General features: G+C 73.9%; 11 protein-coding genes. 7 read left to right on the top strand and 4 right to left on the bottom strand.

Annotated elements, in window-relative coordinates:
- Nucleotides 1-41: 41 nt before the first annotated feature.
- Nucleotides 42-2,162, bottom strand: a complete 2,121-nt coding sequence (locus tag H293_RS57270) for a protein phosphatase 2C domain-containing protein (RefSeq protein ID WP_259294480.1) — start codon at nucleotides 2,160-2,162, stop codon at nucleotides 42-44.
- Nucleotides 2,163-2,342: 180 nt separating this feature from the next.
- On the opposite strand from H293_RS57270, the gene H293_RS0116480 reads away from it, so the two are divergent.
- Entirely contained in the window at nucleotides 2,343-2,825 is a 483-nt protein-coding gene (locus H293_RS0116480; RefSeq protein ID WP_028807898.1) for a DUF456 domain-containing protein, read from the top strand.
- 50 nt (nucleotides 2,826-2,875) lie between these two features.
- Entirely contained in the window at nucleotides 2,876-3,247 is a 372-nt protein-coding gene (locus H293_RS0116475) for a PPOX class F420-dependent oxidoreductase (protein ID WP_020118961.1), read from the top strand.
- Nucleotides 3,248-3,250: 3 nt separating this feature from the next.
- On the opposite strand, the gene H293_RS0116470 is transcribed toward H293_RS0116475, so the two are convergent.
- The 3 genes from H293_RS0116470 to rsgA all read right to left on the bottom strand — a co-directional run bounded on the left by H293_RS0116470 (nucleotide 3,251) and on the right by rsgA (nucleotide 6,391).
- Nucleotides 3,251-3,733, bottom strand: a complete 483-nt coding sequence (locus H293_RS0116470) for a methylated-DNA--[protein]-cysteine S-methyltransferase (RefSeq protein WP_020118960.1) — start codon at nucleotides 3,731-3,733, stop codon at nucleotides 3,251-3,253.
- A gap of 2 nt (nucleotides 3,734-3,735) precedes the next feature.
- Nucleotides 3,736-5,115, bottom strand: coding sequence for a DNA-3-methyladenine glycosylase 2 family protein (locus tag H293_RS0116465; protein ID WP_020118959.1), 1,380 nt, complete (start codon nucleotides 5,113-5,115; stop codon nucleotides 3,736-3,738).
- Between the two features lie 175 nt (nucleotides 5,116-5,290).
- Complete coding sequence (rsgA, locus tag H293_RS0116460) at nucleotides 5,291-6,391, bottom strand: ribosome small subunit-dependent GTPase A (protein WP_020118958.1); 1,101 nt, start codon at nucleotides 6,389-6,391, stop codon at nucleotides 5,291-5,293.
- A gap of 327 nt (nucleotides 6,392-6,718) precedes the next feature.
- On the opposite strand from rsgA, the gene H293_RS0116455 reads away from it, so the two are divergent.
- The 5 genes from H293_RS0116455 (at nucleotide 6,719) to H293_RS0116435 (ending at nucleotide 11,499) form a co-directional block, all read left to right on the top strand.
- Nucleotides 6,719-7,531, top strand: a complete 813-nt coding sequence (locus H293_RS0116455) for a hypothetical protein (RefSeq protein ID WP_020118957.1) — start codon at nucleotides 6,719-6,721, stop codon at nucleotides 7,529-7,531.
- 75 nt (nucleotides 7,532-7,606) lie between these two features.
- Nucleotides 7,607-8,824, top strand: a complete 1,218-nt coding sequence (locus H293_RS0116450; protein WP_020118956.1) for an NAD(P)/FAD-dependent oxidoreductase — start codon at nucleotides 7,607-7,609, stop codon at nucleotides 8,822-8,824.
- Entirely contained in the window at nucleotides 8,821-9,120 is a 300-nt protein-coding gene (locus H293_RS0116445) for a (2Fe-2S)-binding protein (protein WP_020118955.1), read from the top strand. The genes H293_RS0116450 and H293_RS0116445 overlap by 4 nt, the downstream gene beginning before the upstream one ends.
- Complete coding sequence (locus H293_RS0116440; protein WP_020118954.1) at nucleotides 9,113-10,549, top strand: NAD(P)/FAD-dependent oxidoreductase; 1,437 nt, start codon at nucleotides 9,113-9,115, stop codon at nucleotides 10,547-10,549. Before H293_RS0116445 ends, H293_RS0116440 begins: the two co-directional genes overlap by 8 nt.
- Nucleotides 10,550-10,602: 53 nt before the next feature.
- Entirely contained in the window at nucleotides 10,603-11,499 is an 897-nt protein-coding gene (locus tag H293_RS0116435) for a dihydrodipicolinate synthase family protein (protein ID WP_020118953.1), read from the top strand.
- Nucleotides 11,500-11,510: the final 11 nt, after the last annotated feature.

Here is an 11,510-nt window from a genome sequence, read left to right as displayed (position 1 = left end):
CCTTCGGTCTCCTTGGGTCCATCAATCCACACTGGCCGCGATCACGCCTCCCAAACGGCGGCGGCCGTGCGGTCGTCGGCATATCCCTTGACCCGGACCTGGGAGTCGGCGAGGAACGCGGCGAGACCGGGCGGGGTGGGGTCCGCCCACCGTCCCGTGAGGTACTCGCGCAGTTCGGGCTCGCCGCGCAGGGGGTCGGCGAGGCCGCCGGTGCACATCAGGAGGGCATCACCCGGGCGGGCGACGGAGGCGCGGAAGCGGAAGGCCTCGCGGGGCGGTTCGGGTGCGGGCTCGTAGGGGCTCGGGGGTGTGGGGATGCCCAGGTCCATGGTGAGCCGGTCGCCGTCGGGGGTCTCGGGGGGCAGCGAGCCGAAGCCGACGACGGGTTCGCCGGGGATGTCGGTGACCTGGGGTTCGATGTCCTGCCACTCGCCGTCGCGGAGGCGGAAGAGTCCGCCCGCGCCGACGCCGAAGAAGACGCGGACACGGCAGTCGGGGTCGGCCGGCAGGAGCAGACAGCGCAGGGTGGCGGCGTACTCCTCCGGGTCGATGCCCTGCTCGACGGCGCTGGCGCGGAGCTTGCCGAGACTGCGGTCGGTGAGCCGGTGCAGCCCTGACTTGAGGTCACCTCGGCGGGCGGCGCCGATGTCCTGCGCGAGCCGGGCGTGACTGCGCCCCACGGCCCGCCCGATCCAGTGACATGCCTCTGCGGCGGCGCGGTGGGCGCCGGGGGTGGCGCGGGCGCCGGTGGCCATGGCCACCAGGATCAGAGCCTGCTCGCCGGTGCCGAAACGGGCGGTGAGCAGGGAGTCCCGCCGAGGCTCGCCCCGGAACCTGGCCGAGTCTCCGCGCATGGACACCGCCCGCAGCGTGCAGGCCCCGTACCTGGCCCCGTCCAGCACGGTGTCCGCCACCAGGTCGTCGAGTTCGTCGGGGTCGGCGGGTGGGAGGGCGGTGGGTTCGGCGTCGTAGGTCGGCGGACCGGAGCCGACGAAGCCGACGGGTGCGGGCGGAAGGGTGGGCAGGTCCACGCGGGTGGCGGTGCGGGGTGCCTGCGGGGCGGGTTCGACCTGGTAGGGGGCGCTGACCTGGCCATGGCCGGGATCCTGCCCGGGGCGCTCGGGCGTGGGATTGGGTTGCGTGGAGCCGGGGCCGGTGCGGAGTGGTGGCGCGACCGCGGGGGTGGCGTCCTGGACGGCGCCGGCATCGGGGGCGAAGCCGGGGGCGGGTGGAGCAGCCCACCAGTCGCCCTCGCCACGCCGTGTGCCGGCCGCGCGTCGATCCGAGGGCCCCGGAAGGCTCTCGGGACGGCGGCCAGGAGTCGGCGCGTCCTCGTCCCCGCCGGCAGAGGCGGCCCCACCGGAGACGGAGCCCTCCCCGGAGTCGGCCTCACGCGAACCGGCACCGCCCGGGACACCCTCCTTGAAGCCGGGCCCAGGGGCGTCGCCACGGTCGGGCGGGACGGGCCCACCGAGACCGCCCCCGCCCGAGTCACCGCGCTCGGACGGGACAGCACGGTCGACGTCCTGGACCGGACCCCCAGCGGGCCCCCCTCGCGAAACCTGCCCGCCGAAACCGCCCCGGTCCGAGGCACCGGTGCCGGGCGGGGGTGGGGCCGCGGGGCGAGGTGGGGCGGAGGGGGGTGGGGGTGGAGCCGTCGGGGGCCTCGGCGGCTCGGTCGGCATCCGCGAGGCCGGGACCGACGTGGCCGGAGGGGTCTCCGTGGACGCACGACCACCTGGTGGCGCAGGCGGCCGGTCCTCGGGGGCGCGCGCGACGAAGCCGGGTGGCTTCGGGCCGGACGGGAAGGAGGCGGGCGCGTCAGAGGGCGGTTCCGGTTCCCACGGCGCTCGGTGCCGGCCGGGTGCGGGGGCCGTCTCGTCGGGGATGCCGGTGCGCGGCGCGGGAACCCCGGTACCGGGCCGAGGACTGCTCACCCCGGAGTCTGCTCCTCCCCCATCGCCGCCGTCCCGGGGTCCTTCGGCCTCGTCGGCCGTGCTCACCGTGCTCCCGGACCCGTCCCGTACCGTCCCCGCCGCCGAGGCGAAGCGGTCGTCGAGGGTGTCCGGGGCCGGTGCGGGGCCCGTGTCGTCGGTGGAGTCGTACAGCTGCCCCCACCAGTCGTCCTCTTGACCGGTGGGCCTTCCCCCCTGCTGGCTCATGCCCCTAATTGTCCACCGTGCGGGCCGTATGAAAACGGGGCATCGCGAAAATCAGGTGCCGCCGCGCCCGTCGAACGGCGTGTCGAGTGAGCTGTCGAACGCGTGTTGCCCAAGAGGCCGGGCCGGGTCCACGACCATCGCTGATCTGCGCTTCCTGCCGTCCTCCTGCACCCTGGACGAATGGGAGTGTGGGACCTCCTGCTGGTCGGCCTGGTCATGCTGTTCGGCCTGGTCGGGGTTCTGTTGCCCGGCGTACCGGGGTCGTGGCTCGTGTGGTCCGGGGTCCTGTGGTGGGCGCTGAAGGATCCGCAGCCGGTCGCGTGGGGCGTGCTCGTGGGGGCCACGGTCGCCCTGTTCCTCTCCCAGGTGGTGCGCTGGGCGCTGCCGCCGCGCCGGCTGCGGACGAGCGGGGCCACCCCGCGCATGGCCGTGTACGCCGGGGTGGGCGCGTTCCTCGGCTTCTTCCTGATCCCCGTGCTCGGCGCGATCCCCGGGTTCATGGGGGGCATCTACCTCTGCGAGCGCCTTCGCCTCGGCCGCCACAGGGAGGCGAAGGCCGCCCTGCGCACGGCGATGCGCTCGGGCGGCTCCAGCGTGCTGGCGGAACTCTTCACCTGTCTGCTGATCACGGGCGCGTGGCTGGGGGCGGTGCTGTGGGGATGACGTACGGGATACCGATGTGCGGGCCGCGCGCGCGTGTTTGGGTGGCTGCCATGACCGAATTCAGCGAGGCCGAGCGCGCGTACCTGAGGTCCCAGCGGCTGGGGCGGCTGGCCACCGTCGACCCGCAGGGACAGCCGCAGGCGAACCCGGTCGGCTTCTTCCCGCAGGACGACGGGACCATCCTGATCGGCGGCCACGCGATGGGCCGTACGAAGAAGTGGCGCAACCTCCAGAGGAACCCGAAGGTCGCCCTGGTCGTCGACGACATCGTCAGCCTGAACCCGTGGACGGTGCGCGGCATCGACATCCGCGGGGAGGCGGAACTCCTCACGGGCCCGCACGAATTGGGCCCGCACTTCAGCGAGGAGCTGATCCGCATCCATCCGCGACGGATCCACAGCTGGGGGCTGGAGGAGTCCTGAGTCTCACAGGGCGCCTTCGAGGGTGAGCAGGGCCGTCTTGCGTTCCAGGCCGCCCGCGTACCCGGTGAGCAGGCCGTTCGCGCCGATCACCCGGTGGCACGGGCGGAGGATCAGCAGGGGATTCGCGCCGATCGCGCCGCCCACGGCCCGGACGGCGACGCGAGAGGCACCGACGCGGGCGGCGATCTCGCCGTACGTCGTGGTCGCGCCGTACGGCACGTCGTCGAGGGCGTCCCAGACACGGGTCCGGAACTCGGTGCCCGTGGGACGCAACTCCAGCTGGAAATCCTTGAGTTCACCGGCGAAGTAGGCGGCCAGCTGCTCCTCGGCGTCCCGGAAGGGGGCGGGGTCGTGGACCCAACCCTCCTGGACGGTACGGCCGTTCTTCTGGCCGGGGACGGACAGCGAGGTCAGTGCGCCGGTCTCGTCGGCGGTGACCAGCAGAGTGCCGACCGGGCTGTCGAGACGGGTCCAGCGGATGGCCATGATTACTCCAACTCTCCTGCTGTGCGCAGGTGTTGCCAGGCGTAGGAGCGCCAGGGGCGCCAGGTGTCGGGGGTGTCGAGGCCCGGTGGGGCGACATCCGGGTCGCCGAGGGCGCGGGTGCGGATGACGGCAACGGTACGGGCGTCCAGACCGGGCAGGGCGAGCAGCGCGTGCTGCGCCTCGTCGCGGTCGGCGCCGGGATCGAGTCGTACGGTTCCGTCGGCGAGGGCGGTGGCGAGCGCGCCGAGAGAGCCGGCCGCCTCGGACAGGGCCGCGGACTCGGGGAAGAGGTGGGTGAGGCTGCCGCAGGGCGCGTCCAGGGTCTTGCCGTGGCGCCGGACGAGCCGTTCGGCTTCGGTACGGCCGACCAGGGCCCGTACGGCGCACTCCTCGGGGTCGGCGGCGCCGGGCGACCGGAGTCCGGGACGGGCGGCGACCAGGGGGGCGAGCCGGGTGTCCTCGCCGAGCCGCTCGTCGACGGCGTAGGGGTCGGCGTCGAGGTCTAGGAGCCGCCGCAGCCGTCCGACGGCGGTGGTCAGATCGCGGGGGTCGGTGAGGTGCAGCTGGGCGTCGAGCCAGCCGCCGGGGTGCGCGCCGGAGGTGGTCCTCGACGTGCCGGGGCGTTCCTGGACGGCGACGATGCCGGTGCCGTACGGGAGGCGGAGGGTGCGGCGATAGGTGCGCCGGCCGGGTGCCCCGCTCACCTCCTCGACGCCGGGCACTGCCTCGCTCTCCAGCAGGTCGAAGACGGCGCCGGACCGGTAGGGGCCGCGGTGGGCGAGCCGTAGCGGAATGCCCGCCGTGGGAGTGGCCGCGCGGCGGGTGGTCCGGGCCGCGGCCCGCAGGGCGCTGGGCGTGGCGGCGTAGATCTCCCGGACCGTGTCGTTGAACTGCCGCACGCTGGCGAAGCCCGACGCGAACGCGATCTCCGTGACCGGCAGGCCGGTGGTCTGGAGCAGGACGCGCGCGGTGTGGGCCCGCTGGGCACGGGCCAGGGCGACGGGTCCCGCGCCGAGCTCGGCGGTGAGCTGGCGCTGGACCTGGCGCGCGCTGTAACCGAGGCGGTCGGCGAGCCCGGCGACGCCCTCCCGGTCGACGACACCGTCGCCGATCAGGCGCATCGCCCGGCCCACCACGTCCGCCCGGGCGTTCCAGTCCGCGGAGCCGGGCACCGCGTCCGGACGGCACCGCCGGCAGGCCCGGAACCCGGAGCCCTGCGCGGCGGCGGCCGTCGCGTAGAAGCGGACGTTGTGACGCTTCGGGGTCACCGCCGGACAGCTGGGGCGGCAGTAGATCCCGGTCGTCTCGACGGCGAAGAAGAACTCCCCGTCGAACCGGGCGTCCCGGCTGCGGACGGCTTCGTACCTGGTGTCTTCGTCCATCACGTGTTCCAGTGTCCGCCGTCGGAGAGGGTTCGGCTGGCGGAAAACGGACACCACGGTCGGGTCCGTCGTGGCCGGTCGCGCCGCGGTTCCACTCCTGAGCAGGGTCTGGCGATACCCACTCAGGGGCGCGGGGAACTGCGCGACCGGCCCCCACCCACCGGCTGCCGGACGACTACGCCCAGCGCCCCCGCTTCGCCTCCATCGCCGCCTTGCCCTGCGCGCCCCGCTTCTTCCACTCCTTCCTGATCTCCGAACGGAGCCTCGCATCCGTCTTCGCCACGATCCGCTGGTTCTCCCGGATCAGCTTCCGGTAGCTCTCCATCCGCCGCTCGGGCAGCTCACCGGAGTCGATCGCGGCCAGCACCGCGCACCCCGGCTCGCTCTCGTGCGCGCAGTCGTGGAAGCGGCACTTCCGGCCCAGTTCCTCGATCTCGGAGAAGACCTGCGCCACACCGGTCTCGGCGTCCCACAGGCCGACCCCCCGGAGGCCGGGCGTGTCGATCAGCACACCCCCGCCGGGCAGGGCGAGCAGGTTGCGGGTCGTGGTCGTGTGGCGCCCTTTCCCGTCGGCGTCCCGCGTGGCCTGCACGGTCATCATGTCCTCGCCGATGAGCGCGTTCGCCAGGGTGGACTTCCCGGCACCGGACTGCCCGAGCAGCACGGACGTACCGCCGGAGACGACCGCGACGAGGACGTCGAGCCCTTCCCCGTCCAGCGCGCTGACGGTCAGTACCGGGACCCCCGGCGCCGTGGTCTCCACGTCCTGCACGAGATGCGCGAGGGTCGCCGCGTCCGGCACGAGGTCGGCCTTGGTGAGCACGACCACCGGCTGGGCGCCGGACTCCCAGGCCAGGGCCAGGAACCGTTCGATGCGGCCGAGGTCGAGTTCGACGGCCAGCGACACCGCGACGATCGCGTGGTCGACGTTGGCCGCGAGGATCTGCCCCTCGGACCGCTTGGAGGAGGTGGAGCGCACGAAGGCCGTACGGCGCGGCAGATACGTGCGTACGTACCGCGGATTGCCCGCGGGCTCGACGACGGCCCAGTCGCCGGTGCACAGCACCCGCATCGGGTCGTTCGGGGTGACGAAGGCGGTGTCGGCCCGCAGCATCCCGTCGGCGGTGACGATGTCGCACTGCCCGCGGTCGACCCGGACCACGCGTCCGGGCAGGAGCCCCTCGGGCTCGTAGGGGGCGAACGCGTCCGCCCAGTCCTCGTCCCAGCCGTAGGGAGCGAGAGCGGAGAAAACCTGAGAAGTGGAGCTGGAAGTCAAGGGAGACCCTTCACAAGGGTGGCCCCGGCACCGGGAGTTGGTGTCAGCCGACGGCCACGGAGGTGGACTTGATGATCTGGATGCGGGCAGCGCTCGTCGCAAAGACAGCCATCGGTCGACACCTCCCTGATTCCTGCTCGTGGGGCACGGCAGCCGTGAGCCGCCGTGCGAAGTGATCTCACCATAGGGGCGCCGGCGTGCGGGGCGCCACCGGTTTTCCGGACCCCGACGCGAGCGCCCACCTCACTCGAACAGCCCGGTGCGCTGGTCGTCCGGGAGGAGCGGTTGTGGCATGGAAGCCGACCCCCATCTCCAGGAGACCCCGTGATGACCCACCGCCCACTCCGCCCGCTCCGTGTCCTCGCCCCCGCACTGGCCGCCGGAGTCCTGTTGACGACCGCCGGGTGCTCGGACGGCGAGGACGGCGGGCGGGACCGCGCGGACACCACGCGGATCTCCTCCTCTCCTCTCGCACAGGCCTCCCCGGCCCCGCTCACCGCGGCCGGGGCGCGGGCCGCGCTGGTGACCGAGGCGGACCTGGAGGACGACTGGACCCAGGTCAAGAACGCGGCCACCTGGCGCGACAGCATGCTGGTCGGCAAGGTGGACGTCGCCGACTTCCTCACCGCCAAGACGAACGCCGCCGACTGCCAGAAACTCCTCGACCGGCTCTACGGCGACGATCTCCTGGGCAAGCCGTCGGGCGCGTCCGCGCTCACGGGCTTCCAGCAGGGCGACTCCCGACTGCTGTACCAGGTGGCCGCCTATGACAGGGCGGGGCTCGACACGTCCTTCGCCTGGCTGAAGAGCCTGCCGGTCAAGTGCGACCAGTTCACGGCGACGGACAGCTCCGGCGCTCCGCGCACGGTCCAGGTGATCGAGCGCTCCCTGCCCAAGGGGGGCGACGCCCGGCAGCGGCTGCGGGTCACGGTCCAGGGCACCTCGGGCGGCGCGCCCGCCACCCTCACTCTGGACGTCGCGGCGGTGCGGGTCGGCACGGACGCGATCACCCTCACCAACGGCGGCCTCGACGGAGTCGACGGCGACAGCACCGAGCAGGCGGTGAAGCTCGGCACGGCACGGCTGAAGGACGTCCACGCGGGCCGGACCCCGTCCGGCGACCCGAGCGAGATCGACTGACGGCGGTCGGCGGGCGCGGCGGGGGGCGGCTGTCGGGGTGTTCCCACCCAGAGAGCCATGTGACATAGTACTGGCGTGAGCAAGCGACTGACCTGCGATGTCGTGGTCGTCGGTGCCGGGATGGTGGGCGCGGCCTGCGCTCTGTACGCCGCCCGGGCGGGCCTCGACGTGATCGTCGTCGACCGCGGCCCGATGGCCGGCGGCACGACCGCCGCCGGTGAGGGCAATCTCCTGGTCTCCGACAAGGAGCCGGGTCCCGAGCTCGGACTCGCTCTGCTGTCCGGCCGGTTGTGGGCCGACCTGGCGGAGGAGGTCGGCGACGCGATCGAGTACGAGCTCAAGGGCGGCGTGGTCGTCGCCGCCGCCCCCGACGGCCTCGAAGCCCTGGAGAAGTTCGCGACCGGGCAGCGGGCCGCGGGCGTCGAGGCGGTACCCGTGGACGCGGATCGGCTCCGGGAGCTGGAGCCCCAGGTGGCGCCCGGGCTCGCCGGCGGTGTGCTGTATCCCCAGGACGCGCAGGTCATGCCCACGCTGGCCGCCGCCCGTCTCGTACGCGCCTCGGGTGCCCGCCTGGCCACGGGGGCGGCCGTGACGGAGGTGCTGCGCGGTGCCGGCGGTGCCGTACGCGGGGTGCGGACCGGCCGGGGAGAGATCCACGCGCCACATGTCGTCAACGCCGCCGGGACGTGGGGCGGTGAACTGGCCGCGCTGGCGGGAGTGCACCTCCCCGTGCTCCCCCGGCGCGGTTTCGTCCTCGTCACCGAGCCCCTCCCCCGCCTGGTCCGCCACAAGGTGTACGCCGCCGACTACGTGGCCGACGTGGCCAGCGACTCGGCGGCCCTGCAGACCTCGCCGGTCGTCGAGGGGACGGCGGCGGGGCCCGTCCTGATCGGCGCGACCCGTGAACGGGTGGGATTCGACCGCTCGTTGTCGCTGCCCGCACTGCGAGCGCTGGCGGCGGGCGCGACCCGGCTGTTCCCGTTCCTGGAGCACGTGCGCGCGATGCGGACGTACCTCGGCTTCCGGCCGTACCTGCCCGACCACCTGCCCGCGATCGGCCCCGATCCGCGCGTGCCCGGCCTGTTCCACGCGTGCGGACACGAAGGCGCGGGCATCGGACTGTCCACCGGGACAGGGCAGTTGATCGCGCAGGTGCTGGCCGGGGAGGCGCCGGAGCTGGATCTGGCACCGTTCCGGCCCGACCGTTTCCCTGTCTCCCCACTCGCCTCCTCGTCCAGCTCCTCGTCCAAGTCGTCGTCCGGTTCCTCGTCCGACTCCGAGGAGGCCTCGTGAATCCGCTGGAACTGGCGCGCGCCGAACCCGGTCCCGCCTTCACCGTCACCCTCGACGGGCGGGAGATCGATGCCCTGCCCGGCCAGACCGTCGCCGCCGCGCTGTGGACCGCGGGGGTCACCTCCTGGCGCACCACCCGGGGCGAGGGCCGCCCGCGCGGGATCTTCTGCGGCATCGGCGTCTGCTTCGACTGCCTGGTGACCGTCAACGACCGTCCGAACCAACGGGCTTGCCTGGTCCCCCTCCGACCGGGCGACGCGATCCGCACGCAGGAGGGGACGGGCCACCATGGGTGAACCGGGACTGGCGGTGATCGGCGCGGGCCCGGCCGGGCTCGCGGCCACCCTCGCGGCAGCCGCACGCGGCGTCCACGTCACGCTGATCGACTCGGCGGCGGAGGCGGGCGGGCAGTTCTACCGGCAGCCCGCACCGGGGCTCGGAGCCCGGCGCCCGCAGGCCCTGCACCATCAGTGGCGGACCTGGGAGAGACTGCGGGACGGACTGCGCACACACGTACGGGCAGGCCGGGTACGGCACTTGACGGATCATCATGTCTGGTTCGTCGAGCGCAGGGGTGCCGCCGGGCTCACCGTGCACGCCCTCATCGGCCCGGAGCAGGAGGAACCGGCCGAGGTGCGCGCCGACGCGGTCCTCCTCGCCACCGGCGGCTACGAGAAGGTGCTGCCCTTCCCCGGCTGGACCCTGCCCGGTGTCGTCACCGCGGGCGGGGCGCAGGCCATGCTCAAGGGCGGGCTCGTACTGCCCGGCCGTACCGCTGTCGTCGCCGGGACCGGCCCGCTGCTGCTAACCGTCGCCACCGGGCTCGCGGCGGCGGGCGCGACGGTCGCCGCGCTGGTGGACTCGGCCGACCCGACGTCGTTCCTACGGCGGTCCCGGGCGCTGGCGGGCCGGCCGGACAAGGTGGCCGAAGGCGCCGGGTACGCGGGCCTGTTGCTCCGGCACCGGGTGCGGACGCTCCTGCGCCACACCGTCGTGCAGGCGCACGGCGCCGAGCGGCTGGAGGCGGTGACGATCGCCGCCCTCGACCGGGACGGACGGGTGCGCCCCGGCACCCGGCGGCGCCTCGGCTGCGACGCCCTCGCCGTGGGCCACGGCATGCTGCCGCACACCGACCTCGCCGACGCGCTGGGCTGCCGGGTCGACGGGACGGACGTGTACGTCGACGACGAGCAGCGCACCGACGTGCCGGGCGTGTGGGCGGCCGGCGAGACCACCGGCATCGGCGGCTCCGCCCTGTCCCTCGCCGAGGGGCACATCGCCGGGCGGTCGGTCGCGGCACGGCTGGCCGGGCGGGTGCCGGACCGGGGTGAGTGGGCGGCCGCCGCGCACGCCCGGGAGAAGCTGCGGGCCTTCTTCGCCGCCGTCGACTCCGTGTACGCGCCGCCCGCGCACTGGGCCGAGCAGGTCACCGACGAGACGGTCGTGTGCCGTTGCGAGGAGGTGTCGGCCGGTGCCGTGCGGGAGGCGGTGCGGGAGCTGGGGGCCGGTGATCTGCGGACCGTGAAGCTGCTCACGCGGGCCGGGATGGGCTGGTGCCAGGGCCGGGTGTGCGAGCCCGGAGTGGCCGGAGTCGCGGGGTGCGCGCAGACGGCGGGGCGCAGGCCGTTCGCTCGGCCGGTGCCGCTGGGCGTGCTGGCGCGCGCCGGAGAGGACAGGGAGTCCGCCGGAGAGACCGGGGAGACCGGGGAGTCCGAGGAACCGTGAGCCGGAGAGACGGGGAACAGTAAAATGTCACACTTCACCGAGAGGGAATCCGTATGATCACCACCGACCTCCGCCCCTGGCGCGGTGTCCTCGTCGCCACCGCCCTCCCGCTGAACGACGACCTGTCCGTGAACTACGACCGGTACGCCGGGCACTGCGCCTGGCTGGTCGAGAACGGCTGCGACGGCGTCGTACCGAACGGCTCGCTCGGCGAGTACCAGGTGCTCACGCCCGAGGAGCGGGCCAAGGTCGTGGAGACGGCCGTGGCCGCGATCGGCGGTGAGCGGGTGATGCCGGGTGTCGCCGCGTACGGCTCCGCGGAGTCGCGCCGCTGGGCCGAGCAGGCGCGCGACGCGGGCTGTGCGTCCGTGATGCTGCTGCCGCCCAACGCCTACCGCGCCAACGAGCGGTCGGTGCTCGCGCACTACGCCGAGGTCGCGAAGGCGGGCCTGCCGATCGTGGCCTACAACAACCCCATCGACACCAAGGTCGACCTGGTGCCCGAGCTGCTGGCCAAGCTGCACGCCGAGGGGTGGATCCGGGCGGTCAAGGAGTTCTCAGGTGACGTCCGGCGCGCCTATCAGCTGGCCGAACTCGCCCCCGAACTCGACCTGTTGATCGGCGCCGACGACGTCCTGCTGGAGCTGGCGCTCGCCGGGGCGAAGGGCTGGGTGGCCGGGTACCCCAACGCGCTGCCCAGGTCGTCGGTCGAGCTGTACCGGGCCGCCGTCGGCGGCGACCTCGCCACCGCGAAGAAGCTGTACGAGCAGCTGCACCCGCTGCTGCGCTGGGACTCCAGGGTCGAGTTCGTGCAGGCGATCAAGTTGTCCATGGACCTCGTGGGCCGCCACGGCGGAAGGTGCCGTCCGCCGCGGGTCCCGCTGCTGCCCGAGCAGGAGGCCGTCGTGCGGGCCGCGACCGAGAGGGCGGTCGCGGCCGGGCTCGTGTGAGCCTCGAACCG

This window comes from Streptomyces canus 299MFChir4.1 (assembly GCF_000383615.1).
Taxonomy (GTDB): domain Bacteria; phylum Actinomycetota; class Actinomycetes; order Streptomycetales; family Streptomycetaceae; genus Streptomyces; species Streptomyces canus_C.
This window is presented reverse-complemented; position numbering and strand designations above follow the sequence as displayed.

Excerpts from the sequence above, each read along its gene's own strand:
- H293_RS57270 (WP_259294480.1), bottom strand. The coding sequence starts at position 2,162 with ATGAGCCAGCAGGGGGGAAGGCCCACCGGTCAAGAGGACGACTGGTGG.
- H293_RS0116480 (WP_028807898.1), top strand. The coding sequence starts at position 2,343 with ATGGGAGTGTGGGACCTCCTGCTGGTCGGCCTGGTCATGCTGTTCGGC.
- H293_RS0116475 (WP_020118961.1), top strand. The coding sequence starts at position 2,876 with ATGACCGAATTCAGCGAGGCCGAGCGCGCGTACCTGAGGTCCCAGCGG.
- H293_RS0116470 (WP_020118960.1), bottom strand. The coding sequence starts at position 3,733 with ATGGCCATCCGCTGGACCCGTCTCGACAGCCCGGTCGGCACTCTGCTG.
- H293_RS0116465 (WP_020118959.1), bottom strand. The coding sequence starts at position 5,115 with ATGGACGAAGACACCAGGTACGAAGCCGTCCGCAGCCGGGACGCCCGG.
- H293_RS0116455 (WP_020118957.1), top strand. The coding sequence starts at position 6,719 with ATGACCCACCGCCCACTCCGCCCGCTCCGTGTCCTCGCCCCCGCACTG.
- H293_RS0116440 (WP_020118954.1), top strand. The coding sequence starts at position 9,113 with ATGGGTGAACCGGGACTGGCGGTGATCGGCGCGGGCCCGGCCGGGCTC.
- H293_RS0116435 (WP_020118953.1), top strand. The coding sequence starts at position 10,603 with ATGATCACCACCGACCTCCGCCCCTGGCGCGGTGTCCTCGTCGCCACC.